This window comes from Mesocryomonas fontinalis (assembly GCF_055730125.2).
In genome coordinates, this window is sequence record NZ_JBUZWG020000011.1 from 65,814 (window position 1) to 91,815 (window position 26,002).

General features: G+C 66.0%; 23 protein-coding genes and 1 pseudogene. 15 read left to right on the plus strand and 9 right to left on the minus strand.

The genetic code is table 11. The features are described 5' to 3' along the window. The first annotated feature begins 293 nt into the window (after positions 1-293). From ACZL02_RS22165 to ACZL02_RS22225, 13 genes and pseudogenes are all read left to right on the plus strand, one after another. A complete protein-coding gene (locus ACZL02_RS22165; protein WP_472940875.1) occupies positions 294-1,331 on the plus strand; it encodes a substrate-binding domain-containing protein in 1,038 nt (345 codons plus the stop codon). A gap of 93 nt (positions 1,332-1,424) precedes the next feature. Continuing rightward, positions 1,425-2,663, plus strand: coding sequence for an urea ABC transporter substrate-binding protein (locus tag ACZL02_RS22170; protein ID WP_472940876.1), 1,239 nt, complete (start codon positions 1,425-1,427; stop codon positions 2,661-2,663). Positions 2,664-2,765: 102 nt separating this feature from the next. After that, a complete protein-coding gene (locus ACZL02_RS22175; protein WP_472940877.1) occupies positions 2,766-3,632 on the plus strand; it encodes a branched-chain amino acid ABC transporter permease in 867 nt (288 codons plus the stop codon). Next, positions 3,632-4,690: an ABC transporter permease subunit gene (locus tag ACZL02_RS22180; protein ID WP_472940878.1), complete on the plus strand. Its 1,059-nt coding sequence runs from the start codon at positions 3,632-3,634 to the stop codon at positions 4,688-4,690. The genes ACZL02_RS22175 and ACZL02_RS22180 overlap by 1 nt, the downstream gene beginning before the upstream one ends. Next, positions 4,690-5,418 carry an ATP-binding cassette domain-containing protein gene (locus ACZL02_RS22185; RefSeq protein WP_472940879.1) on the plus strand — a complete coding sequence of 243 codons (729 nt, stop codon included), beginning with the start codon at positions 4,690-4,692 and terminating at the stop codon, positions 5,416-5,418. The genes ACZL02_RS22180 and ACZL02_RS22185 overlap by 1 nt, the downstream gene beginning before the upstream one ends. Next, the gene (locus ACZL02_RS22190; protein WP_472940880.1) at positions 5,418-6,125 is read left to right on the plus strand and encodes an ABC transporter ATP-binding protein; all 708 of its coding nucleotides are present in this window, start codon (positions 5,418-5,420) and stop codon (positions 6,123-6,125) included. Before ACZL02_RS22185 ends, ACZL02_RS22190 begins: the two co-directional genes overlap by 1 nt. Before the next feature lie 100 nt (positions 6,126-6,225). Next, entirely contained in the window at positions 6,226-7,605 is a 1,380-nt protein-coding gene (locus ACZL02_RS22195; RefSeq protein ID WP_472940881.1) for an amidase, read from the plus strand. Between the two features lie 68 nt (positions 7,606-7,673). Then, positions 7,674-9,188 carry an amidase gene (locus tag ACZL02_RS22200; RefSeq protein WP_472940882.1) on the plus strand — a complete coding sequence of 505 codons (1,515 nt, stop codon included), beginning with the start codon at positions 7,674-7,676 and terminating at the stop codon, positions 9,186-9,188. Then, positions 9,188-9,487, plus strand: a complete 300-nt coding sequence (locus ACZL02_RS22205) for a putative quinol monooxygenase (RefSeq protein ID WP_472940883.1) — start codon at positions 9,188-9,190, stop codon at positions 9,485-9,487. The genes ACZL02_RS22200 and ACZL02_RS22205 overlap by 1 nt, the downstream gene beginning before the upstream one ends. A gap of 218 nt (positions 9,488-9,705) precedes the next feature. Beyond that, positions 9,706-9,897 (plus strand): annotated as a pseudogene (locus tag ACZL02_RS22210) (polysaccharide deacetylase family protein); the annotation flags it as partial. A 459-nt stretch (positions 9,898-10,356) separates the two neighbouring features. Continuing rightward, a complete protein-coding gene (locus ACZL02_RS22215) occupies positions 10,357-11,913 on the plus strand; it encodes a DUF4153 domain-containing protein (RefSeq protein ID WP_472940884.1) in 1,557 nt (518 codons plus the stop codon). Beyond that, complete coding sequence (locus ACZL02_RS22220) at positions 11,910-12,608, plus strand: response regulator (RefSeq protein ID WP_472940885.1); 699 nt, start codon at positions 11,910-11,912, stop codon at positions 12,606-12,608. The genes ACZL02_RS22215 and ACZL02_RS22220 overlap by 4 nt, the downstream gene beginning before the upstream one ends. Next, positions 12,605-14,182, plus strand: coding sequence for a sensor histidine kinase (locus ACZL02_RS22225; protein ID WP_472940886.1), 1,578 nt, complete (start codon positions 12,605-12,607; stop codon positions 14,180-14,182). The genes ACZL02_RS22220 and ACZL02_RS22225 overlap by 4 nt, the downstream gene beginning before the upstream one ends. Before the next feature lie 107 nt (positions 14,183-14,289). Here ACZL02_RS22225 and ACZL02_RS22230 read toward each other — a convergent pair whose 3' ends face one another. The 9 genes from ACZL02_RS22230 to ACZL02_RS22270 all read right to left on the minus strand — a co-directional run bounded on the left by ACZL02_RS22230 (position 14,290) and on the right by ACZL02_RS22270 (position 23,936). Next, complete coding sequence (locus ACZL02_RS22230) at positions 14,290-15,654, minus strand: SDR family oxidoreductase (protein WP_472940888.1); 1,365 nt, start codon at positions 15,652-15,654, stop codon at positions 14,290-14,292. Further along, a complete protein-coding gene (locus tag ACZL02_RS22235; RefSeq protein ID WP_472940889.1) occupies positions 15,624-16,091 on the minus strand; it encodes a DUF2269 family protein in 468 nt (155 codons plus the stop codon). Before ACZL02_RS22235 ends, ACZL02_RS22230 begins: the two co-directional genes overlap by 31 nt. After that, complete coding sequence (locus ACZL02_RS22240; protein WP_472940890.1) at positions 16,073-16,372, minus strand: hypothetical protein; 300 nt, start codon at positions 16,370-16,372, stop codon at positions 16,073-16,075. Before ACZL02_RS22240 ends, ACZL02_RS22235 begins: the two co-directional genes overlap by 19 nt. Positions 16,373-16,701: 329 nt before the next feature. Then, positions 16,702-17,115 (minus strand): DUF3830 family protein, encoded by a 414-nt coding sequence (locus ACZL02_RS22245; RefSeq protein ID WP_472940965.1) that lies wholly within the window; start codon positions 17,113-17,115, stop codon positions 16,702-16,704. Between the two features lie 68 nt (positions 17,116-17,183). Continuing rightward, entirely contained in the window at positions 17,184-18,500 is a 1,317-nt protein-coding gene (locus ACZL02_RS22250; RefSeq protein ID WP_472940891.1) for a M20/M25/M40 family metallo-hydrolase, read from the minus strand. Then, complete coding sequence (locus ACZL02_RS22255; protein WP_472940892.1) at positions 18,497-19,195, minus strand: GntR family transcriptional regulator; 699 nt, start codon at positions 19,193-19,195, stop codon at positions 18,497-18,499. Before ACZL02_RS22255 ends, ACZL02_RS22250 begins: the two co-directional genes overlap by 4 nt. A gap of 15 nt (positions 19,196-19,210) precedes the next feature. Next, positions 19,211-20,239 carry a phosphotriesterase family protein gene (locus ACZL02_RS22260; protein WP_472940893.1) on the minus strand — a complete coding sequence of 343 codons (1,029 nt, stop codon included), beginning with the start codon at positions 20,237-20,239 and terminating at the stop codon, positions 19,211-19,213. A gap of 8 nt (positions 20,240-20,247) precedes the next feature. Next, positions 20,248-20,976 carry an amino acid ABC transporter ATP-binding protein gene (locus ACZL02_RS22265; protein WP_472940894.1) on the minus strand — a complete coding sequence of 243 codons (729 nt, stop codon included), beginning with the start codon at positions 20,974-20,976 and terminating at the stop codon, positions 20,248-20,250. Further along, positions 20,973-23,936, minus strand: coding sequence for an FAD-dependent oxidoreductase (locus tag ACZL02_RS22270; protein WP_472940895.1), 2,964 nt, complete (start codon positions 23,934-23,936; stop codon positions 20,973-20,975). Before ACZL02_RS22270 ends, ACZL02_RS22265 begins: the two co-directional genes overlap by 4 nt. A gap of 118 nt (positions 23,937-24,054) precedes the next feature. Between ACZL02_RS22270 and ACZL02_RS22275 the strand changes: the two genes are divergently transcribed. Both ACZL02_RS22275 and ACZL02_RS22280 read left to right on the plus strand, forming a co-directional pair. Continuing rightward, positions 24,055-24,954 (plus strand): dihydrodipicolinate synthase family protein, encoded by a 900-nt coding sequence (locus tag ACZL02_RS22275; protein WP_472940896.1) that lies wholly within the window; start codon positions 24,055-24,057, stop codon positions 24,952-24,954. 88 nt (positions 24,955-25,042) lie between these two features. Next, complete coding sequence (locus ACZL02_RS22280) at positions 25,043-25,885, plus strand: ABC transporter substrate-binding protein (RefSeq protein WP_472940897.1); 843 nt, start codon at positions 25,043-25,045, stop codon at positions 25,883-25,885. Positions 25,886-26,002 lie beyond the last annotated feature (117 nt).

Sequence of the window (26,002 nt, forward strand, 5' to 3'; positions counted from 1 at the left end):
TCTGGTTGAAGGCCTTCGTTCCTGCGTGAGAGAGCGATCCCCGCCGCGCGAGCCTGCAAAGCAATTCGGCGGCTGCCGCTTTAAGTGCCATCTGGCGCGGCGGTTTCCGGTTTGAGGATGCCGGAGGGCCTGATCCCCTTGCTCTCCGTACCGGGCCGCATTTGGCACGGCGCCTGCATGGCTAGGATGGGCCGACAGTCCAGCCCGCTCGGCTTGTTCCAAGCACAGAGCCGTCGGTCGGGGGCGGGCGCAACCGGGCCGCGTCGAGGCGGCGAGCTGGAGGATAGCAAAGCGTGATTACGATCGGCTTGCTCATTCCGCAAGAAGGTCCGCCCGGCATCTGGGCGCCTTCGGCCGAGGCGAGTGCAACGCTTGCCTCTCATGAGTTGAACGGCGCCGGCGGCATTCTCGGCCGCGAGGTATGCCTCGCTGTGGTCGATGCAGGTTCGACTGCCTCGAGCGCCGCCGCCGCCGCATCGACTGCGGTCGACATCGATGGGGTCGACGCCATCGTCGGCATGATCCCGAGCTATGCCCGGCAGGCAATTGTCAAGGCGATCGGAGGGCGGGTGCCGTTCATCTACACGCCGCAGTTCGAAGGCGACGATCCAAGTTGCCTGACCGTTGGCGAGACGTCCGAGGATCTTCTCATTCCAGGCATCGCGCATCTGACCGAAACGCTCGGCGCGCGCCGGTTTTTCCTGGTCGGTGACGACTACGTCTGGCCGCGCCGGACGTTCGAGACGGCAAAACCGATCATCCGCAACCACGGCGGCGCCGTCGTCGGATCAATGCTGCTGCCTTTCGGTTTTGCCGATTACGACCATATCTTCGATGCCATCCGGGCTTCGGGTGCGGATGTAGTCCTGCCCTATTTCCTCGGGGCAGGGGCGATCAGCTTCAACCGTCACTTTGCCGAGGCGGGTCTTTCGGCCCGCGTCCTCAGGTTTTGCTCGGCGATCGACGAGACGGTGATCTATGGGCTCGGCGAGGGCGCCACGGAGAATCTCTTTCTCTCCTCCGCTTACTTTTCCAGCATCCGCTCGCACAACAACAGCGGCTTCCTCGAGCGCTATCACGGGCTTTTCGGTGATTCGCCGCCACCTGCCAACGCCTTCGGTCAGTCCTGCTACGAAGGCATCCATTGCCTCGCCGGACTGGTCGAATCGGCCGGCGTTTTCAATGTTTCGGATGTTCACCGCAGGATGCGCCGGACCTACCAGGCCCGAACGGCCCGCGGGGTCGAGAAAGACCCGGTGGCCGGCGCCAAGCACCCGATTCATTTCGCCCGGGTCGAAGGCTGCGACATCCGGATCATCGGTTCGCAATAGCCGACAGTGCATCGCAAAAAGAATTTGCAATTTCAAATATTATGATTTCAACTAATAGAGACGGCATGAGGCCGGGTTCCAAAGGGTTGTGTCATGAGCTTTTCCCGCCGCCATTTCCTCCGCAGCTCCATCGCCGGTTCGGTTACCCTTCTCGCCGCGCCATCGCTCATCTCCCGCAGCGCTTACGGCGCTGACGACCCGATCCTGGTCGGCAGCCTGCACGACCAGTCCGGCCCGATCGCCGCCTCCGGCGTGCCGATGGTGGCGGCCCTGAACCTCGGCATCGAGGAGGTGAACGCGGCCGGTGGGCTGCTCGGCCGGCCGCTGAAGCTGGTGCACTACGACACCCAGTCGAACATCCAGATGTATTCGCAATACGCCCAGCAGCTGGCGGTGAAGGACAAGGTCGCGGTCGTGCACGGCGGCATCACCTCGGCCTCGCGCGAGGCGGTCCGTCCGACCTTCGATCGCTTCAAGGTGCTCTATTTCTACAACACGCTGTACGAGGGCGGCGTCTGCGACCGCAACACCTTCTGCACCGGCACGACGCCGGCCCAAACGGTGGAGAAGCTGGTGCCCTACGCGATGGGGAAGAGCGGCAAGAAAGTCTACATCATCGCCGCCGACTACAATTACGGCCAGATCACTTCCAAGTGGATGGCGAAATACGTCAAGGATAATGGCGGCGAGGTGTTGTCGGTCGACTTCTTCCCGCTCGACGTCACCAATTTCGGCCCGACCATCTCGAAGATCCAGGCGGCCAAGCCCGATCTCATCCTGTCGGCGCTGGTCGGCGGCAACCACACCTCGTTCTACCGGCAGTGGACCTCGGCCGGGATGAAGGGCCAGATCCCGATCGCCTCGACGACCTTCGGCCTGGTCAACGAGCCGTCGACCCTCGATGCCAGCGAGAGCGAGGGCATCCTCGGCGCCTACGGCTATTTCGAGGAACTCACCACGCCCGCCAGCACCGACTTCGTCGGCAAGCTAAGGGGGAAGACGCCGGATCTGCCCTACATCGCCGAGCTCGCCGCGGGGACCTACGAGGGCTTCCACCTCTGGGCCGAGGGCGTCAAGAAAGCCGGCACGATCGACCGCATGGCAGTGATCGAAGCGCTGGAAAGCGGCATCACCTTCGATGGGCCGAGCGGCAAGGTCGTGCTCGACCATGCCACCCACCACACCACCCGCAATGCCTATCTCGCCGAGGTCAAGGCGCGGAAATGGTCGGTGCTGGAGACCTATCCGGAGGCAAAGCCCCTCGATACCGCGGGCGTCTGTGACCTCATCAAGAACCCGACCGACAACAAGCAATACATCATCAACGTCTGAGGCCGCGCCCGCCGCTCTCTGCGGCAGGCCGAAAGGCCCGCCCTCGTGTCCCCGTCGGCGGGCCGTCTCGGCCCGCTCCTTCCGGCTCGCGGATAACATGCCATGGAACTTGCCGTCATCCTCGCGCTCGACGTCGTCAGCGGCGCGGCCTCCCTGCTTCTGCTTTGCCTGGGGCTCGCGATCATCTTCGGCATGATGAAGATCATCAATCTGGCGCATGGCGAGTTTGTCATGCTCGGCGCCTACGCCACGGTGATCTCGACCAATGCGGGCGTAAACATCTGGATCGCCATGCTGGTGATCTCGCCTGTTTTCGTCGGTCTGGTCGGGCTGGTCATCGAGCGCTGCCTGATCCGCTTCCTGTACGGCCGGCTGGTCGACACCATGCTCGCCACCTGGGGCCTCAGCCTCCTGATCATCGGCATCGTCACGACGATCTTCGGCAACACGATCGAGGGCGTGCCGACGCCGCTCGGCGGCTTTTCGATCGGCGCCTACCGGTCGAGCTACTATACGCTGTTCCTGGCGGCGATGGCGCTGGTGGTCATGGCGCTGATCTACGGGGTGATGCGCTACACCCGCTTCGGCCTGATCGCCCGCGCGACGATGCAGAACCCGCAAATGGCCGCAGCCCTCGGCATTGCCCCGGCCCGGGTCTACATGGCGACCTTCGCGGTCGGCGCCGCGCTGACCGGCCTGGCCGGTGGCCTGCTGGCGCCGGTTTCCGGCATCGGCCCGACCATGGGCTCGGCCTATGTCGCCAAGACCTTTATCACCGTGGTGGGCGGCGGCGCGGCGATCCTGTCCGGCACCGCCTCCGCGGCCGGCCTGTTCGGCACGATCAACCAGCTCGGCGCCTACTTCACCACGCCGGTTTATGGCGAGGTCATCCTCTTCCTCTCCGCCATCCTCCTCATCCGCCTCCTGCCGACGGGCATTTCCGGTCGCTTCTACAAGGGGAGCCTCTGATGCCCCGCGCCCTCTCGAACAGCCTGCAGCTTCTCGCCCTCGTCGCGGCGATCGCGGTGGTGATGATCCTGCCGAAGGTGATGGAGATGTTCGACCTGATGCAGCTCACGCTGTTCGCGTCGATGGGCGTGCTCGCCCTCAGCCTCGGCTTCATCTGGGGTTTCGGCGGCATTCTCTGCTTCGGCCAGACCGCCTTCTTTGGCCTCGGCGCCTACGCCTATGCGATCACCGCGATCAACACCGGCGACTCCACCGGGGCCATCGCGATGGCGATCCTCGTCCCCACGCTGTTTTCCGCAGCGCTCGGCTACTTCGTGTTCTACGGCCGGATCAGCGACGTCTACCTCGGCGTCATCACCCTGACGGTGACGCTGATCCTGTTCAACCTCGTCAACTCCACCGCCGGCGACGCCTATACCATCGGCGTCGCGCGGCTCGGCGGGTTCAACGGCATCCCGTCCGTCCCGACCTTCAACATGCCGTTCGATCCCTCGACCGTCCTCGACATCGACCAGGCCTGGTACGCGACGGCGGGATCGCTGATCCTGGTCTACATCCTGCTGCGGATCATCCTTGCCAGCCCCTTCGGTCGCATCATCGTGGCGGTCAAGGAGAACGAGGTGCGGGCCTCGCTGCTGGGCTACGACCCGCGCCTGATCAAGCTCGGCGCCTTCGTGGTCGGCGGCGCGGTGGCGGGTCTCGGCGGCGCGCTCTACGTCAACTGGGGGGCCTTCGTCGGTCCGACGATCTTCAGCCTGTCGCTCTCGGCCGAGATCATCATCTGGATCACCGTCGGCGGCCTCGGAACCTTGCTCGGCCCGGTCGTCGGCTGCTTCATCATCCAGTACATCGTCGCCAAGATCGGCTCGCAGCAGGCGTTCAACTCGAATCTCGTGCTCGGTGCCATCCTCATCGCCTTCGTGCTGCTGCTGCCGCAGGGACTGATCCCGACCTTCCGCAACCTCCTGATAAAGGCTTGGCGCCTTGTCGGCGAGACCCGTCTGCAGGCAGCCACCGAACCGGCGCGCCTCGACGCCAGCCCAGTGGGAGCCGAGTGATGACCGAACTCGTCCCGCTGCTGCAGACCAAGAACCTCACCATGCGCTTCGGCGGCGTGGTCGCGAACAACGACGTGAACTTCACCCTCGGCGAGATGGAGCTGCGCTGCCTGATCGGCCCGAACGGCGCCGGCAAGAGCACCTTCTTCAAGATGCTGACCGGCCAGCTGACGCCGACCTCCGGCGCCATCGCCTTTCGCGGCAAGCCGATCGCCGGGGACGCCTCGCACGAGATCGCGAGGCTCGGGGTCGGCATCAAGACCCAGGTGCCCAACGTCTTCAACGGGCTGACGGTGCGCGAGAACATCTGGATGGGGGCCCGCCGCCGCGCGACGCCGCGCCGGATCAAGGGTCTCGTCGACGAGGTGCTGGAGAAGATCCGGATGACTGCCCGCGAGAACGCGATCGTCGGCCAGCTGTCGCACGGCCAGCGGCAGTGGGTGGAGATCGGCACCGTGCTCGCCGCCGATCCCGAACTGATCCTGCTCGACGAGCCGGCCGCCGGCATGACCGACGACGAGACGGTCCGCACCGCCGAGATCATCAAGGAGATCAACCTCACCCGGGCGCTGATCGTTGTAGAGCACGACATGCAGTTCATCAAGATGATCGCCCGCACCGTCACCGTCTTCCATCAGGGTGAGATCATGATGGAGGCGCCGATCGACATCGTGATGCGCGATCCCCGGGTGCGCGACGTCTACCTCGGCAAGAAGGTCGCCGCCTGATGCTCACCGTCAAGGACCTCCGCGCCAATTACGGTCGCGTGCCCATCCTCACCGGCGTCAGCCTGGAGCTGAAGCAGGGCGAATACCTCGGCATCCTCGGCCATAACGGCATGGGCAAGACGACGCTGATGAAGACGTTGATGGGCTATCTGCCGGCCACCTCAGGAACCGTGACGCTCGACGGCACCGACATCACCCGCAAGCCGGTGCACGAGCGCTCGCGCATGGGCATCGGCATCGTGCCGCAGGGGCGCGAGATCTTTCCGGCGCTGACCGTGCACGAGAACCTGCGGATGGGGCTCGCCAGCGCCAAGAAGGAAGACCTCGGCATCATCGACGACGTGCTGACCGACTTTCCGCGTCTCGTCCGCCTGCTCGACCGGCGGGGCGGGGCCTTGTCGGGCGGCGAGCAGCAGTTGCTCGCGCTGGCACGCTGCCTCTGCACCAAGCCGCGGATCATCCTGCTCGACGAGCCGACCGAAGGCATCCAGCCCTCGATCATCGAGGAGATCATCGAGACGCTGCTCGGGCTCAAGGCGCGCTGGGGCATCACCATGATCCTGGTCGAGCAGAACCTCGACTTCATCACCTCGCTGTCCGACCGCGTGCTCACCATCCAGAAGGGCCGCATCACCGGCGAGATCAGCGCCGCCGACCTGCAGAACAGCGAGGCGATCGCCAGCCATGTCGGCATGAGCATGGCCTAGCCTTTTCCCGGCCCTGCCGGGGCCAGACCCCCGTCGAGCAGGCTCGATCCCCTCGTCGGGGAGGGAGCAGATTTTTGCCTAAAGTTTCGGGAGCATCACCATGCACTTCAAGACCATCTCCGCCCTCGCAGAAGAGCTTCGCCGCGGTGCGGTCTCGCCGGTCGAGGTTGCCGACCACATGCTGGCGCGGATCGAGGCCGAGGACGGCACCAGCAAGAGCTACGTTACCGTTACCGCCGAGCGGGCGCGTGAAAAGGCTGAGGTGGCGGAAGCCGAAATCGCGAGGGGCCTCTGGCGCGGCCCGCTGCACGGCGTCCCGATCGCGCTGAAGGACATCATCTATACCGACTTCGCCAAGACGACCGGCGGCACGCGGATCAACGCCGACTTCCAGCCGAGCTACAGCGCCACGGTCACGCAGCGTCTGGAGAATGCCGGCGCGATCGTGCTCGGCAAGCTCAAGACCACCGAGCAGGCGTTCGCCGATCATCACCCGGACGTCGAGCCGCCGATCAATCCCTGGGGCGCCGATCGCTTTCCGGGGGCGTCCTCCTCCGGCTCGGGCGTCGCCACCGCGAAAGGCCTCGCCTTCGGAACGCTCGGCTCGGACACCGGCGGCTCGATCCGCCTGCCGTCGGCCGCCAACGGTCTGACGGGACTGAAGCCGACCTGGGGACGCGTCAGCCGCTACGGCGTCTTCGCGCTCGCCGACACGCTGGACCACATTGGCCCGATGACCCGCTCCGCCAAGGATGCCGCGATCATGCTCTCGGCGATCGCCGGCCAGGATCCGAACGACCCGACCGCTCTACAGGCGGCCGTGCCGGATTATCTCGCCCATTGCGACAAGGGCATCAGCGGAATGCGGATCGGCATGCCTGCAGCGTTCGCGACGGACGGGATCGCCGCCGAGGTCGCAGCCGCCTGGGAGGCGACCGGCAAGGCGCTGGCGGACCTCGGCGCGGTGCTGGTGCCCATCGAGTTTCCAGAGTGGCGCCTGGCGGTCGAGAACTGGAACCTCCTCTGCGCCGCCGAGGCCGCCTGGGCCCACCGCGAGACCCATCCCTCGCGCAAGGCCGACTACGGCTCGGTGCTCTCCGGCTTCATCGAACTCGGCCAGACCAAGACCGCCGTCGACTTCGCCGGCGCCAGCATCTCGCGCACCGAGTTCTCGGCGAAGGTCGCAGCGCTCTTCCTCGGCGTCGACCTCATGTTGATGCCGACCATCCCGACCTTGCTGCCGACCATGGCCGAATGGCGGGCGATGGCGGGCGAGGATTTCAGCCCGTATCTGCGCTTCACCATCCCCGCCGACCTCACGGGCGGCCCGACGATCACCTTCCCCACCGGCTTCGACAGCAATGGCCTGCCGATCGCCATGCAGCTCTGCGGCCCGCATCTGTCGGAAGCAGCACTCTGCCAGGCGGCATCCGCGTTCCAGCGGGTGACCGACTGGCACCTCAGGCACCCGGCGGACTGAGCCGTCCGGCTCTCCATCCCGGCACTCCGCAAGTCTCAAATTCCTCGTCAGCGAGAATAGGAAGCGCAATGGCTATCACCCGCCCTTCGGCCGAACAGATTCTGGACATTGCCGACGATCTCGGAATGACCTTCAGCTACGAGGAAGCCGAGGACTATCTCGCTCTGATGCAAGGCAATTTCGACGCCTATGACATCGTCGACGCGATGCCGGACAACCTGACGCCGGTGATGTACCCGCGCACCCCCGGCTACCGGCCGGTCGGCGAGGAAAACAAATACAATGCCTGGTACTTCAAGAGCGAGGTGAAGGGCGCGGCCGAGGGCAAGCTCGCGGGCAAGACCGTGGCGTTGAAGGACAATGTCTCGCTCGCCGGCGTGCCGATGATGAACGGGGCCTCGACGCTCGAGGGCTTCGTGCCGGTGATGGACGCGACCATCGTGACGCGCATGCTGGACGCCGGCGCGACCATCCTCGGCAAGGCGGTCTGCGAGCAGTTCTGCCTCTCCGGCGGCAGCCATACCTCCCAGCCCGCCCCGGTGCACAATCCGCACAGACCGGGATACTCCGCCGGCGGCTCGTCATCGGGCAGCGGCGCGCTGGTGGCGGCGGGCGAGGTCGACATGGCGATCGGCGGCGACCAGGGCGGTTCGATCCGCATTCCCGCCTCGTTCTGCGGCATCTACGGCATGAAGGGCACGCACGGGCTGGTGCCCTACACCGGCGTGATGCCGATCGAATCCACCATCGACCACACCGGCCCGATGACCGCCAATGTCGCCGACAACGCGCTGCTCCTCGAAGTGCTGGCCGGGGCAGACGGCCTAGACCCGCGCCAGTATGCGCCGAAGGTCTCGGCCTATACCGAGGCGCTCGGCAAGGGCGCCAAGGGCTTTAAGATCGGCGTGGTGACGGAGGGCTTCACCCTCGCCAACATGCAGCCCGGCGTCGCCGACAAGGTGCGAGAGGGCGCCGAGCGCTTTCGGGCGATGGGTGCCGTGGTCGAGGAGATCTCGATCCCCGAGCATCCGCTCGCCGCCGCCGTCTGGCAGCCGATCGCGCTCGAAGGCCTGATGGCGCAGATGATGCACGGCAACGGCATGGGCTTCAACTGGAAGGGCCGCTACGACGTCGGCCTCATGGATGCGCACTCCGCCTGGCGCGACCGCGCCGACGACCTGTCGGAAACGCTGAAGCTCTCGATGCTGGTCGGGCAGTGGGGCCTGACGCACTATCGTGGCCGCTATTACGCCAAGGCGCAGAACCTCGTCCGGGTGATGAAGGCCGCCTACGACGCGGTCTTCGAGAATTACGATCTGATCCTGATGCCGACTCTGCCGATCGTCGCCTCGAAGCTTCCGGAAAAGGGCGCGCCGCTGTCGGAAATCATCATGCGCGGTTTCGAGATGGTCGGCGCCACCTGCCAGTTCGACATCACCGGCCACCCCTCGATGTCGATCCCCTGCGGTCTTTCCGACGGGCTGCCAGTCGGCTTGATGCTGACAGCCAAGGACTACGGCGAGAGCACGATCTACCAGGCGGCTTCCGCCTTCGAGGCCGACGGCGACTGGAAGAGTTTCTGATGCTGACGATCTCCGCGGTCATCCGCGTCAAGCCGGGCGCGGAAGGGGCGATGCGCGACGGCCTCCTCGCCGTCGCCGCCCACGTGGCGTCGAGCGAGCCGGAGACGATCGGCTTCTTCGTCAGCCAGGACGCCGGCGATCCCTGCCTGTTCACCACCTATGAGCGTTTCAGCGACCAGGCGGCGATGGACCGGCACAACGGTTCGGACGTCGTCGCCGCCTTTTTCGCCCTTGCAAGGCCGATCCTCGACGGCGACGTCGTGCTGGTCACGGCGGTCGAACTCTCCGCCAAGGCGTGATCCGGCGGCAGGCGAGGATGCGGATGAGGCTATCACCCTCGCGGCGCCCAGAATCTGGTCAACACATCGGCACGCTTGAGCGGATGGCTTGGCAGGTCGATGCCGTGAATGCCGGGCGCCTTTTGGCGAGCCTTGACCCGATCGAGGCCTTCACGGTGGTCGGACGTGGCAAGGCGGCGGAGCACTTCCTGAGCACGCAGGAGGTGATAGCTTCGGTGACGCACGCATGGGGCGGCGTGACGACGCTTGTGCTCCACCCCCAGGTTTCCGGGCGCCCGATGCGATGGCACCTTCTGCGTGACTTCCTGCAATATGCGCAGGCTAAAGAGGATGTCTGGATCGCCACGGGTGCCGAAATTGCCGCTCACTACGAGGCATGCGAGTTGTCCGAGGGAATGCTGCTAAAATAGGTCGCTCACCGGCCTGCCCAAGGATCCGCTGAAGACCCGATCACTGCTTGGGGTCGTCGCCAGTCGCCCCGGGAAGCCCGCCCAAAACTCACATTAGCTTTCTCTTCGGCCATTCCGGCCGTGGGAGAACGATGATTGCTGTCCGTCGGCTTTCTGCCGATCTCAGCTAGGCAGCCATTTGCCGGCGAGGTTCGGATGTTCGAGATTTCGAGGCCTCTGCACGCGTCCTGCACATAATTCCTCGTTCCCTGCACGTCCTCAGCACGCGGTATGCTCGCGGGGCTGCGAAAACCGGGGCATGCGCTCAACCCGACTTCCTTTCCCTCCGCCCGGCTCCCGCCTTCCCGACCGCGTCCTGCGCGACGGCTGGTGGCTGACCGATCCGCATCTTCCCGCCGCCCTGGCGGGGGCCGGAAGCCAAACGCCGATACAACCGGCACGCCGCGAAAGGCGATGGGCATGAGCGCGCTCACGATGCGGCCGCGCCTGCGGACCTACGGGTTCGCCGCCCTGCTGCTCACCGTCGCCGCCGACTGGCTTTTCTTCGGCCGGTTTGGCCAGCCCCTCGGTCTTTCCGCTCCCGTCTTCCTGGCCTCGATCGCTTTTGCGGCCTTGCTTTGCCGGCCGCAGGCCATCAACCGCACCCTTCTCATTCCGTGTCTCCTGCTGATCGACGCCCTTCTCGCCCTCGTCGAGACGGTCGACGGCATCTCGCTATCGCTTGCCATCACCTGCCTCGGCGCCTTCGTTCTTGCCACCTCCCGGCGCCTGCCTTCGGGCCTCGATGCTCTGCCAGCGATCGGGCGCTTTCTTCTCCGCGTTCCTCTCGCGCTCATCGCGGACGACCGGCGCCGGCAATCGGTCACGCTCAAAAGGGCGCGACATCTGCTCGGACCGCAGCCACGGTCCCGGGACTGGCTGGTTTGGACCATGCCGATCGTCCTCGCCTGTGGCTTCGTCCTCCTTTTGGGAATGGGAAATCCGATCCTCGAGCAGTGGCTGTCACAGCTCGACCCGTTGCTTCTCCTGAAGTTGCTCAATCCCGCGCGCGTTCTCTTCTGGGCGCTGATGATCGCTCTCGTCTGGCCTTTCCTGCGGCCCCGTCTGCTGCGGCGTGCAGCCGCGAAGAGCGTGATGCAACCGAGGACGCCGCCCAGGACCGGCTCGAACTCGATCGTCTATGGGCCGGCGGCCATCCTCAGGGCCCTCGGTCTGTTCAACGCCGTGTTCGCCCTGCAGACGCTTCTCGATGCGGTCTATCTCTGGGGCGGTGCCGCACTTCCCGACGGCATCGGCTACGCAGCCTATGCCCATCGTGGCGCCTACACGCTGGTCGTCACGGCGCTTCTCGCGGCAGGCTTCGTCCTCGTCGCCTTGCGTCCGGGCACGAAGGCTTCGGCCGACCCGAGGATCCGGGCCCTCGTCTATCTCTGGATCGGTCAGAACGTGGTCCTCGTTCTGTCCGCGATGCTCCGTCTCGACCTTTACGTCGACATGTACGCGCTGACCCATTGGCGTCTGGCCGCTTTCGTCTGGATGGGAATCGTCGCGGCCGGTCTTGTCCTCATCTGTCTCCAGATCGTCGGCAAACGTTCAAACCGCTGGCTGGTCGGAGCGAACATCCTGGTGCTTGGCTTTGTCGCTGCTGCTTCCTGCTTCGTTGACGACGACGCCCTTGTCGCCCGCTTCAATGTCGACCATAGCCGCGAGATGTCGGGAGAAGGCATGCCCCTCGACCTTCGTCATCTGGCCTCGCTCGGACCGGCTGCCATTCCGGCTATCGATCGCTATCTGGCCCATGCCGCAGCGACCGCACCGATGGAGTTCGACGATATCTGGATCGTTTGTGCCCGGAGATTGCGCGACCGTCTGGCCTTTGACCACGGCAATGGTTCCGATTGGCGGGACTGGACGTTCCGCAGATGGCGGCTTACCCAGTATCTGGATTCCCACAGGGTGCCCGTACCTGTCTCGCCCATGGGCCCCGCGCTCCCGCCCGCTGGAACAACCCGATGACGCCACGCATCCTCGTCGTCGACGACGATCCGCACATCCGCGAGATCATCTGCTTCGCGCTGGAGAAGGCGGGCATGACAACCGAGGTTGCAGGCGACGGAGACGCGGCGCTCCGGCAATTTCGCAAGCGCCCCGCGGACATGCTGGTTCTCGACATCGGCATGCCGGAGCTTGATGGACTGGGCGTCTGCCGGGAACTGCGCAAATTCTCCACCGTCCCGATCCTTTTCCTGTCCGCGCGCGATGAAGAGATCGACCGCATCGTGGGATTGGAGATCGGTGGCGATGACTACGTCACCAAGCCCTTCAGCCCCCGCGAACTCGTCGCAAGGGTCAACGTGATCCTTCGCAGGTCCCGTAGCGCACCCGCTGAGACGGAGCGGGACGAGCCTGCGCTCGTTCACGGGCGGCTTCTCGTCGACGCGACGCGAAGGCTTGCGACCTTCGACGCGCGCGAAATCGCCTTGACCGGCATCGAATTTGCCATCCTGCGCCGCCTCCTGGAACGCCCGGCCCACGTCCTCAGCCGCCAGCAGATCATCGATGCCAGCCATGCCGCCGGCGTCCATGTTTCGGACCGCACGATCGACAGCCACGTGCGCAACATCCGTGCCAAGTTCGCCGAGGCCGGTGGCAGCGACATCATCGAAACGGTGCACAGTGTTGGGTTCCGCCTGGGGCGCTGCGACGCGTGAGGGAAAAGTGGCGCCCGCGTCTCAGCCTCGTCGTCGGCCTCATGCTGGTGGCCGTTCTGACCCTTCCTTTGGCAGGCCTCGTCCTGTTCCGCTTCTACGAGAACCAACTCGTTCGCCAGACGGAAGCCGAGCTGAGCGCCCAGGGGGCTGCCCTCGGCGCGGCCTTCTCCCATGATCTGCGCGATGACCCTGCTGTCGCAGCCTTGCCTCTCATGCCTGTGGCGTCAGCCGATCCGGCGCTCGGACGATACCGTCCGATCGAACCGACCCTGGATCTCGCGACCGACCCGCTCCTGCCCCCACGTCCCCCTGCAAAACACGTGGACGGGGTCTCGCCCCTTGTATCGCAGGGCAGGCAGATTTCCGATGTTCTGGCGGCGACGCAACGCTCGACCCTGACGGGGTTCCGCCTCCTCGATCCCTTCGGCACCGTCATCGCCGGTTCGGCGGAAGTCGGAATGTCACTCGCCGATGTCGACGAGATACGCCATGCCCTGACGGGCCGCTATCGCAGCGTCTTGCGACAGCGCGTGTCGGACACACCGGACCCGCCGCTCTATTCGATCAGCCGCGGCACGCGGCTGCGCGTCTTCGTGGCGATGCCGATCGTTGCGCAGGACCGATTGCTGGGCGTCCTCTACATGTCGCGCACGCCGAACAACATCCTGCGCCATCTCTATGTCGAACGCGGCAAGCTGGTGCTGGCGGGGCTGGCCGTGGGCTTGGCGACGCTGGCGATCGCCTTCGTCTTCATGCGGACGATCGGGCGCCCGATCTACGAGTTGCGGCGCCGAACGGCCCGGATCGCCGCCGGCGACGCGAGTGCTCTGCAACCTCTTCGACACAACGGCACACGGGAGATGGCGGAACTATCGAATGCCTTTCTGGATATGGCACGCCGGCTCGAACAGCGCTCGGAGGCGGTCCGCGTCTTCGCCACGCACCTGTCGCACGAGCTCAAGTCGCCGCTGACCGCCATCCAAGGCGCGGTGGAACTCGTGCGCGACGAGGGGGCCGAACTGGACGATGCTACGCGTCGCCGGTTCCTCGGCAATGTGCTGGCCGATACGCATCGGCTCGCACTCCTGGTGAAGCGCCTGATCGAACTGACCCGCGCCGAAAGCACGAACGCGACGTACGAGGCCAGCAGCGTCTCCGAGGCTTTGTCCGGATTGACGGTAGCAGGGGCGCTGTCGGTGGGTCTGGGGCAAGGCGGCGAGACGCGGCTCGCCATCTCGAATGAGTCGCTCGGCATTGTCCTTGCCAATCTCATCGACAACGCCTTCCGGCATGACGCGACGGAGATGACCGTCACGGTTCGTGAGGCGACAGGTTGGGCGGAGGTCGAGTTGCATGATAACGGCGTCGGCATATCGGCCGCCAATCGGACGCGGATCTTCGAGCCCTTCTTCACCACCCGGCGAGAGAGCGGGGGAACGGGGCTCGGCCTCGGCATCGTCGTGGCGCTTCTCAAAGCTCACCATGGCACGATACGGCTCGACGAGACCGCAATGGGCGCCTGCTTCACGATCCGGTTGCCGTTGAAAGGGAGTGCTTCAAGGCTCGAGCCCTGACTTCCAGCTTCGGTAACGGGTCGACGAGCCGCCCGGACATCCTGACCCACCAGATGAGCCCATGACGATCTTCAGCAGCTTTGCGCCTGGAGATAGATTACGGCCGGTCACCTGTCCTCGAAAACGGCTAGACCCACCATCATCAGGGCAATAGCCGGCCCGGTCTTCACGAGCGCCCCTAACGGCTCGATCCACATGTCCGGCGTGATGATCGCTGCAGAAATCATGTAGAAAAGGGACAGCGTAATTCCTGCCAGCAAGCCGAGGCGGCAGGTTCGCCGGTTGGCTATCAGTATGCCGATCGCTATGTCCATCAGACTGGTCGCCACCGTAATCGCTCTCGCCAGCAACTCGCCGAAACCATGATCGGTCAATATCCGGACTGCCGCATCGAACGCGGCGGAGATGGCGATGCTGCCGGATACCACCCAGAACAACACGAGGATGCCGAGGATGAGCGCCTTCAGCAGGTAGAGGCGTGCGAACCAACGCTCCTGCACGGTCGCGGCGATCATGCCGAAGGTGGCGGAAGCGGAACTCGGAGCCAGGCCGGTCGCCTGGCGCCAACTGGCGGGGTCACCCGTCACGCCGCGACGCATCTCGTCAAGCGCGGTAGAGCGAACGGGAGGCCGCCAGCCGAACCGTGAAACAACGTCGCCGGCAACGCTCGCGGCCGCCAGCGTCCAACCCGGAACCCTGATGCGGTGCCTGGGCCCGGCAAGGCGCGCGGCAAGCCCGGCAAGGACATCGCCGACTGTTGAGCCCCCGTCTTCCATGACGTCCCAGCTTGCCTGCCAGCTGTGGCGTCCGCCCTGCCACTGTTCCAGAAGGAAAACGACGGTGCGTCCGATGTCATCGGCATCGGTCACCGCGAAGGGACGGTCGGCAAGGCTCTTCGGGAGATCGAACGGCAGGACCGCGAGAGACCGCATCAGGGCGCTACCACCGTAGGCCGCATCGGCGACGACAAAGCCAGGGCGCAAGATGACGTGGGACAGACCCGAACGCCTGATCGCAGCCTCTGCAGCCCGCTTGCCACGGCTGAAATCCGTCCGATCATCCTCGGACTGGCCGGGGATCGAGACGTGAACGAGAAGTGGCGAATGCCCTTCCTCCATCTGCAAAGCGCTCAGAAGCCTCGCCACGAAATCCTGGTTGGCATCTGTGGCGGACGAGCCCGGCGCGTCTTGCAGGACACCGATGCAGTTCACAACCACGTCCGCCTTCGTCGCGGCAAGCGAAGCGCGCAGAGTTGCGATGTCGGCGTCGACCAGTGGAGCGCGCATCGACCGCCCGCGCCATGCGGCTTCTTGAACGGGCGAGAAGCGGCGTGCCATCGGGACGACGTCGTAGTCCCTCGACATGAGGAACGAGCACAGCGCTTCACCGATAAGGCCTGAAGCACCGAGCACGGCGACAATGGGTTTGCGGGCGACGCTGGTCATAGCGAAGGCCGCGCGATCATCAGCCATAGGATCGCCATGACGGAGCCGAAGCCCGGAAAGCCGAAGACGAACCAGATCCGGTAGAGACGGTGATAAGCAGGCGGAAGCTCCTTTCCCGCGATGGCCGCCTCGCGCGCGAGGTCACGCATCCGCACTTGTATCCACACAACCGGCAGCCAGAACACACCGGCCACTCCATAGAGAACGAGCGAAAGCCCCAGCCAGCCCTCCCAAAGAGAAACCCCCGTCAGATCAGCGAGAAAGTATCCGGTCGCCGGCTGGGTTATCACGGCACTGGCGGTGAACAGCATGTCGGCCACGACCACGACCCCCGCCGTCCGCGCGACAAAGACTGCGTCCTTCGTGCGGTGTGCCATCACCATGAAGAAGGCGATTCCGGTTCCCGTCCCAATAAGGACGATGGCGCCGAGGACATGCAGGTACTTCAGAATAAGATAGTCCACACTCTTTCCGCTGCTTCTGGTTGCACCATCTGCTCGAACAAGACAATGCCGTCGCTTGGCTCAGCAACCACAAGGCTCATCGTACCCTGCGGGAAGCTGTGATCTCCGTCGTCCTGGCAACCAACCATGCGGAAAGAATAAATCTCGGCTATCGGGATTTCGCACTGTAGGCGGGCGACCACACGGATCGAAGCGTGCCGATCGCTTTGCGTATCTTGATGTAGCACACCAGGGGTTGCCAAGCCGCCCAGAAGCGTTCCGCCCGTCACGGACCAGTCCATGACGGAAGCCGCCCAAAGCGGCATCGGAAATGCTCGCGATTTGGACGAATTGCTGGCCGTCCGCTTCCGTCTGATCCTGGTGAAGAACGGGCCTAGGCCGCCATTTTCCCATTGCTTGCGGCAGGGATCGCGGAGTTGATCTGCTCTGCAGACGGCTGCCCGCTGTCACAACGGCATAGGTGAGATTGGCGCGGCGACCGGAGACCTCTCCGATGGCGGCGTAAAAGTCGCTGGAAGAGGAAAGCGAGCCCGGCCGGGCTAAGAGCGCCTTGCGTCCAGAAAGACGCATTGCGCTCTAGCTTGTTGGATCTAGCGTTTTTCCCGAACCTTCAGACTACGCGTTCGAAGCGGATCGACTGTGCACCCTTCCAGAGGACGGTGGTCCCGAGTTCGTGCAGTTTATCGAGGCCGGAGGTCAATGTAATGAAGTGGTTGCCGGCGAGCTGTCCCATCTTCGAGGCGAACGCGACCCCGCCATAGGCGAGCAGGATTTCCGTTTCGCTGATGCCGCCGGGATAGAGCAGGATCTGGCCGGGGGCGGGATAGCTGGTGTGGTTCTCGTAGGAGACGCCGAAATCGAAGTCGCCGAGCGGCACCCAGACGCCTTCGCCGCTCCAGCGGACGTGCACGATCTGGCTCTCATAGGGCATGCGTTCGAGGAAGGCGGCCGAGGTTTTCGGCGCGAGCTCGGTTTCGAGGCGGGCGTCGAAGACGAAGCCGCCGGCGGTGATCTTGAGAGGGATGGTCATGTTGTCCTTCAGGGCTTGGTTTGTCAGTGGGTGGTGGACGTGACGCGTCTTCGCTCGGCCGGCTATCTCGTGCCGCACCAGGCGGCAACGATCTCGGCGGTGACCGTGATCGTGCGCAGGTAGTCCTGCAGGTCGACCCATTCGTCGTGGCCGCCGGCCATGGTCAGGCCGCCGCAGAGCGGACCATAGCCGACGGTCGGAATATCCCTCTGGACGATCGGGTTGCGAATGTCGCTCGACGTGTGCAGCGGATTGACCACCGGCCGCGCGCCGATGCCCTCAAGCGAGCCGGCGACGAGCTGGTAGAGTGCCGACGAGCGGTCCGTCTCGGCGGCACTGACGCCGGAGATCCAGGATATCTCGGGCGGGTGCCCTCTCAGCCAATCGCTCTTCTCCGCCGCGCGTCCTACGGCGGCGGTGATATGGCCTTTCACATTCTCCAGCGCCTCGCCCGGCACCAGCGAGACGGCTGCACGGATGCCGCAGACCTGTCCGACGCGCGGGGAGCCGCCGACCATGCCGTATTCGCAATGGGTGACGAGGAGGTTGGTCGACCGGCCGATGGCCTCCTGCAGCAAGGGATGATGCACCGTTCGCCCGCGCTCCGCGTCGAGACGCCGAAGTTCATCGAGGACGGGCAGCATGGCGTCGAAGGGATTGACGGCCAGATGTGCGAAGGCGGTATGCGCAGGCTCGCTCGTCTCCGGCAACCGGCCGGTGATCGACACGGCGAACTCGATCTGTCCGGGCGCGAAGGCCTTGATCTCGTCGAGGCCTTTGCCGGATTCTGCCGGGTGCAGGTAGATCGCGGCATCCGCGTCGAGCCCGTGATGCAGCGCGGCGGCGATGCCCCGGCGATGGCTCTTCGACGGCGCGGACACTAGCGACAAGGGGGCGGCGGGCGAGAGCCCGGCCTGCCGCAGCACCGCGACGCTCTGCAGCATGATGGCGATGCCGGCGAGATCGTCGGCGACGCCCCAGCCGCTGATCCGGCCGTCGCGGATGGCCGGACTAAAGGGATCCTGGCGCCAGGCGGGCTCGGGACGGAAGGGCTCGGGGTCGGGATGGGCGAAGAGGATCAGGCTTCGCCCTCCGCCCGCTGCGGCGTCGCAGGTCCGGGCGATCAGGCATCGGGCGGGTGTGGCGCCCTCCACTGTTGCCGCAGCGAACTCCGACACCAGCGGAATATCTTCGGGCTGGTAGTCGAGCGTTTCGACCGCCAGTCCGAGAGCCCCCAATTCGCCGAGGATCAGCGCATCGATCGCCTCGCGGCCGCCCCGCCCGGCCTCGATCAGCCGCGACAGCAGATCGATGCTGGCGGCTTCGGCGTCGGCCGAAGCGGTCGCGATGCGCTCGCGGATCGTCCTGTCGAGGCTCATAGCTTCGCCATCGCGGCCAGCACGTCCTGGGTCAGGCTGCGGATATGGCCCTGCATGGCGGCGCGTGCCCGCTCGGGGTCGCCGGCGCGGATCGCATCGATGATCCCGATGTGCTCCTCTGTGTCCGGCCGAAAGCGCGAGGGCAGGCCGGAGAGCTCGTAGAGCCGCGTGGTAATCCGCAGCGAGGCGATCATCTTCGCCATCACCTCGTTGCCGGAGGCGTCGGCGATCATCTCGTGCAGTTTCTCGTCCGCCGCCCAGTGCGTTTCCGCCGGCACGTCCGGGTTTTCCTTGAGCCTTGCCATCGCCTGCTCGACCTCGGCGAGCGCCGCCGGGTCGATCGCCTTCACCGCCGTGGTGATCGCCTCGCCCTCCAGCAGTTCGCGAAGCCGCATGCTCTGGAAATATTCGCGGTTGGAGACGAGACGGACCCGGAAGGGCTGGTTCATCTCCTTCTGGATCAGCCCGGCGTTTTGGAGGAGAAGCAGCGCCTCGCGGACGGGCGTGCGCGAAATCGCGAGATCGGCCGCCAGCTTCTCCTCGGAGAGGATGTCACCGCCTGGAAGCCGGCGCTCCATGATCATCGCCCGGATCGCCGCATAGGCCCTGCGGCCGAGATTCTCCCCTTCGCCGGAAGCGCGGCTGCGTTTCTCGGCGGGCGCCGTGTCTTCCCGAACTTTGCTGCTCCGCGCCATCGCGTTCTCCCCCGGTCAGTTCTGGAAGCACAGAAGCCGCGCCGGCGTCTCGACCAGCAGTCGGTCCAGCTCGGCTTCCGAAAAGCCCCGTCGGCACGCAAGCGGCGCGACATGGGCGATGAGATGGCTATAGCCGTGCCCGCCATGGCACGTCAGCCGGGTGCGGGTGCAGATGTCGTGCGAAACCGCGATCCGATCGAGATGGCCGGCGTCGATCAGCGTTCGGATGAGGTCGAGCCGCATGTAGTCCGTCGGCAGATCGAGGTCGACGCCCGCCATCCAGTATTGCGATGTCTCGATGCCGAAGAAGTCCCACTCCAGGACGAACCCCTGGCCGAGGAGGGCGAGGAGGCGGTCGGTGTCGAAGATGGTGCGGTCCATGTGGCCGATCACCGTGCGTTCCGGGTCGCCGCCGGCGGCCCTGACGATGCCCGCGATCTCGGCCGGCGCATCGGGGTGGCGCCCGGGATGGATGGTCAGCGCCGCGCCGGTCGATTTTTGCGCGCGTGCGGAAGCAGTGAGGATGCGCCGCTCCGTCGGCGTGATCGGCCAGGAGCAGCCGATTTCGCCGATGATCCCGCAACGGATGTCGGTACCCCAGGCGCCCGTGCAGATCTGCGCCTCGATCTCAGCCTTTATCGCATCGCCGTCCATTCGGTCGATCTCTGCGGCGAGGTAGGACTGCGTGTAGAATCCGGCCCCGAGGACGATGTTGACGCCGCTCCGCCTGGCGAGGGCAGCGAGCCGCTCCGGCTGCGGCGCCATGCCGCCGACGGTGAGCTCGACGATCGTGCCGCCGCCGGCATCGGCAAAGCGCTGCAACTCGATTGCCGCGACAGCGTCGTCGTCCAGAAACATGTTCTCGGGAACGCGGTTCTGGAAGTAGTCGATCTCGAAGCGGTTCTCGATGGTGATCGGCATCGGGTCAGGCACGCCGCGCGCGGCCGGCGCGCGCAGGTCGCACAGGATGTGCTCGTGCATCAGTGTCCGGCCGAGATTGGCCCGCGCCACCTTTCCCGCAACGGTCTGTGCAAACTCTCCCATGCCGGACCCTAGTGCTTCAGGATCTTGGCGAGGAACTGGCTGGCGCGTTCCGACCGCTCGGTGGTGAAGAAATCGTCGCCGCTGCAGTCCTCGATGATCTCGCCCTTGTCCATGAACAGCACCTTCTTCGCGACCTTGCGGGCAAAGCCCATCTCGTGGGTGACGCAGACCATGGTCATGCCCTCGTGCGCGAGCTCGACCATCACGTCGAGCACCTCGTTGATCATCTCCGGGTCGAGGGCCGAGGTCGGCTCGTCGAACAGCATGGCGACGGGATCCATGGCCAGGGCCCGGGCGATGGCGACGCGCTGCTGCTGGCCGCCGGACAGCTGGATCGGATATTTGCGCGCCTGGTCGGCGAGGCCGACGCGCTCGAGCAGCGCCTCGGCCTTCTCCTTCGCCTCGGCCCTGGAGCGGCCGAGCACCTTGCGCTGGGCCAGCGACAGGTTGTCGAGGATCGACAGATGCGGAAACAGCTCGAAGTTCTGGAACACCATGCCGGTCTTGGCCCGGAGCTTGGCGAGATCGGTGCCGTCCGCCCAGACGTCGATGCCGGCGACCTCGATGCGACCGGTATCGATCGGCTCCAGCCCGTTGATCGTCTTGATGAGGGTCGACTTGCCCGAGCCGGAGGGACCGCAGACCACGGCGACCTCGCCGCGCGCGAAGGTCGTCGAGCAGCTCTTCAGCACCTGGAACCTGCCGAAGCTCTTGTTGACGTTGTCGAGGGTGATCATGGCCGGCTCCGTTCGAAACGTTCGATGCGATAGGGGGTGACGTCGAAGCTCGGCGCACGGGCGGTGACGAGCTCGCGGGTGAGGCGGGCGACGGCCGGCGCCAGCGTGTATCCGTTGGAGGTCACGCAGTTGTAGAAGCCGGGCAGCCCCGGCGCCTCGCCGACGATCGGCGCGCCGTCGATGTTGACGTTCATGCCGGCCCAGCTTCGCAGCACGTGGAGCCCTGCGATCTGCGGGACGACGCGCTGCGCCACCCAGAGATTGCCCTCGATGCTGTCCAGCATCGTCGTGTTGAGCCGCTGGCCCTCGGCATAGCGGGCCGGCCAGGCGCCGCCGATGAGAATGCCGCCGGTCGACAACTGCTTGAGGCTGAGATGCCGGTCGGCATGGGCGACGAGCTGCCCGATCAGCGCCGGGGCGCGCTCCGTCGTGATCATCTGCAGTGGCGCGCTGTAGACGGGAACGTCCAGCCCGACCATCGCGCCGATCTCGCGCGCCCAGGGACCGGCGGCGTTGATCACCGTGCCGGCGCGGATCGTTCCGCGCGAGGTGGTGATCGTCCAGCCATTGCCGCGGCGCTCGATGGCGGTGACGTCGGTGCCCCGCTCGAAGCGGGCGCCCGCTGCCCTTGCCGCCTCGAAGGTCCGATAGGTGGCGGTCAGCGGATTGATCTTGCCCTCCGCCGGGACGTATTCCGCGCCGATCAGATTTTCACTCAAGGCCGGAGCTAGATTGCGCAGCTCGGCTTTCGACAGGATTTCCGCCTCGATGCCGTGGCTCCGCTCGAGCGCGACCTTGGCTTTCAGGAAGGCCATGCCCGCCTCGGTCTCGGCGACCATCAGCCCGCCGGTGACGCGGATCTCGAAGTCGCCGCCGCAGGCCGCGGCGATCTCTTCCCAGAGCCTGACGGCAAACGGTCCGAGCGGCAGCGTCGCAGCGGCGGGACCGCCGCCGGCCTCGGCCTTCTTGCCGAAATCGAAGGACAGAAGCTGGACGTGCAGGCTGCCGGCATTGGCGCCGGAGGCCTGCAGGTTGACGTCGTCGCGCTCGACCACGAGCACGTCCTTGCCGGCACCGGCGAACTCCAGGGCAAGGCAGGCGCCGACCACGCCGCCGCCGATCACGAGGATCTCGGCTTCGATGTCGCCGAAAGGCTCGCCCGAGGGCGCGCGGCCGAGGTTGGGCGAGCCGGCGCGTGCATGGCCGCCCCATTCCGGCTTTTCGCGGGCGAGGGCGGCCGCGGGGAAAGGCTTCACCGGCAAGCGTGGGGCAAAACCGTCGACCTGCCGCGGACGACCGGTTCGCTCTTCGATCAGGCGGGCGGCGGTGGCCGCGCAATAGCGCGCCTGGCATCGGCCCATGCCGAGCCGGGTGCGGCGTTTCAGCGTGCCAAGGCTGTCCCATCCCGCATCGATCTCGCCGCGGATGCGCCCGAAAGTCAGCCCCTCGCAGCGGCAGAGGATCGTCTCGTCCGGGATCGACGACAGGTCGACGGGGGGTGCTGCAAAGATGTCCCAGAGCGCGCGCTGGAACCTTTGGCCGACCGCCAAGCTGTGCCTTGCCCGCTCGCGTTCCGGCGACATTCCGGCATGGCCGAGCGCTGCTGCCGCATGCGCGCCGGCGATCGTGCCGGCGTATTCGGCGACGCGCGAGCCGGCGATGGCGGCGCCGTCGCCGACGGCATAGACGCCCGCAAGGCTGGTCTCGCCATCGTCGGAGGTCCGGACCGAGGGCGTCCCGAGATGGCGCGGGTCGAGCACCATCTCGCAGCCGAGGGCCCGGGCGACCTCGGTCGAGGCGATGAAGCCGTAGCCGAGGCAGAGGGCATCGGCCGCCAGCGTTTCCGCTCGGGCTGTATCCGGCCTGCCGTCGGCCGCGAGCGGCGCGATCGTCACGGCATCGACGCGGTCTTGTCCAGCAGCCGCGATCGCCGCGTGCCCCCAGCGGATCGGCACGCGGTGACGTGCGAGGATCGCGCGGTACCGGGCGCCCTCGGCGATGAGATCGGGGGCGGCGAGACCGGCCGTCAGGAAACTCCGCCACTTCGACAGCGTGGGTTTTGGCGCGGACTCGAGGACAGCAACGACCTCGACGCCGCGCGACAGGAGGTCGGCCGCCAGCTGCAGGTTCAGCGGGCCGTTGCCGGCGACCACCACCCGGCTTCCGGGCGCGACACCGTAGGCGCGCGACAAGGTTTGTGCCGCGCCCGCCGTCATCACGCCGGGGAGCGTCCAGCCGGGGATGGTGAAAGGACGCTCGTAGGCACCGGTGGCAAGGATCAGCTTTTGCGGGCGATAGACGACGCTCCGTCCGCCGACGAGGACCATGACCTCGTCCCGTGAGAACGCGCCCCAGACGAGCCCGCCCTGGACGAGGTCGACGCCGGCTTCCGCGACCTCGTTCGTCAGCGCGGTGCCGCGGGCGAACTGCCGGTCGGGCGATCGCTCGGCTGTCAGGGAAGGGGCGAGCGGCTTGTAGTACTGGCCGCCGCTCTGGCCGCGTTCGTCGATGACCGTCACCCCGGCGCCCATCCGCCTGGCCTGCAGGGCGGCGGCGAGACCCGCCGGGCCTGCGCCGACGACGAGGACGTCGACGGCGATCTCGGTGCGTTCGGCGCCGGGTGCCGGGTCGGCCAGCGCGGTCAGCGGATCGTCCGGGGTGCCGGCGGGCTGGGCCGAGCGCACGCTCTCGCCACCTTCGATCTTCGTCAGGCAGGCGCGCTGGCCGGTGCGTCCGTCGACAGTGACGACGCAGTCGTAACAGGCGCCCATGCCGCAATAGAGGCCGCGCCAGCCCGCATCACCCGGCGCGCCAGCGTCGAATTTCCGGATCGCGGCAATGCCGTTGGCGGCGAGGGCCGCCGCGATCGACTCGCCGGCCAGCGCCGACAGGCGGCGCCCGTCGAAGGTGAATTCGACAGGCTCCTGGGCGGGTCCGACGAAGGGGCGGGCGATGCGCATCGAGATGGAAGGCTCCGATCGGGCGTGTCGAACCATGCATACAGCAAAATCATTTTTTCTGTATACAGAGAAAATTTTTAAGTTATGGTCCGGCTTATCGGAGCCACGAAAGACCGTCATGAAATCCGCCAGAGGCACCTTCACCGTTCTCGTCACGCCCTTTACAGCGGACGGTAATGCCGTCGATGCGGTCGCGCTGAAGCGTCTGGTCAACTGGCAGATCGAGCAAGGCATCCATGGCCTGATCCCGCTCGGCAGCACCGGCGAGTTTCTGTCCTGCTCCCGCGCGGAGCGTCAGCAGGTCATCGAGATCTGCGTCAACGAGGCGGCGGGCAGGGTGCCCGTCTATATCGGCACCGGGGCCGAGGCGACGTTCGACGCGGTCGACCTCTCCCGCGAGGCGGAGGCGATGGGCGCCGACGGCGTGATGATCATCCCGCCCTTCTATTCCGCCCCGACCGAGGACGAGTTGTTCGAGCACTATCGCCGGATCGGCGAGGCGATCTCGATCCCGATCATGGTCTACAACAATCCGGCGACCGCCAATGTCGACCTCGTGCCGCGCACGGTCGAGCGCCTCAGCCACATCGACGCCGTCCGGTCGATCAAGGAGTCGACGCTCGAGGTGACGCGCGTGCGCGACATCATCGATCTCTGCGGCGACCGGATCGACGTGTTCGCCGGCATCCTCGGCTACGAATCCTTCTGGCTCGGGGCCGTCGGCTGGGTGGCGGTCTGCTCCAACCTGATGCCGAAGGAGTCGGCCGAGCTGTTCGAGCTCGTCGCCGACCATTCGGACAAGGACGCCGCGCTGGCGCTCTACCGGAAGATTCTCCCGGTGGTGCGCTGGGTGGGAGGGCCGCGCTACGTCTCGGCGTCGAAGGCGGGGCTCGCGATGATGGGCCTTTCGGTCGGCGATCCGCGCGCGCCGCGCCTGCCGCTTCCCGAGGCGGATCGGGCTGAACTCAGGAACACACTGGCGAGCCTCGGTCTGATCGACAGCCTCGCCCAATCATAGACGGCCGGACGCTCAGGCGATCCGAGCCCACCCACGGGATGAGACGCGGCCCTTTCACCAAGCCCCTAGCGGGCAACAGGAGAAGCATATGACCAGATTTCACCAAGCTCTCGTCGTCGTCGGTGGCGTTGCAGCCAGCGTCGTTCTTGCCGCGTCCCCAACGCTTGCCGCGGACTGCCAGCCCAAGGTGCCGGACTCGGCGCTCGCCTCACCCGGCAAGCTGACGATGTCGACCAACCCGACGCTGCCGCCGATGCAGTTCGTCGACTCGTCCGGCGAGCTCAAGGGCATGCGCGTGATGCTCGGCAACGAGATCGCCAAGCGCCTCTGCCTCGAACCGGAATATGTCCGCATCGAATTCTCGGCGATGATTCCGGGCCTTCAGGCCGGCCGCTGGGACGTGATCAACACCGGCATCTTCTGGAACCCGGAGCGGGCGGCCATGATGAAGATGGTGCCCTATGAATCCCAGGCGATCTCGATCTCGGTCCAGAAAGGCAATCCTGAAAAGATCGCCAAGGAAGAGGACCTCGCCGGCAAGGCCGTCGGCGTCGAGCTCGGCGGCTTCGAGGAGGCCAAGCTGAAGGAACTCGACAAGAAGCTTCAGGCCGAAGGGCTGGAGGCGATGACCATCCGCACCTTCGACAATTTCGCGCTCGCCTACCAGGCGCTGGCGGCCGGCCAGACCGACGCGACGGTCAGCATCGACCCGACGGCGGCCGAATACGCCAAGCGCGGCGACTTCGACCGGGCGATTGCCGGACTGTTCCCGACCCCCGTCGCACTTGGCATGAAGAACGCCGAGGTTGCGGACGCCGTCGTCGCCGCGCTGAACGAGATGATGCAGGACGGCAGCTACAAGAAGCTGATGGACGAGTACGGCCTCCTCGCCAACACCAAGCCCTTCGCCCTCCGCGGCGCCAACGACTGACCGCGACGTCGTCGTAAACCGCACCGCCTTCCGACGCGGCGGCGGCATCTGAGCCGCTGCCGCCGACAAGGCATGCCGGAGAGGCTCCGGTTGCCCGCTGCCGCCCTATTCGACGAG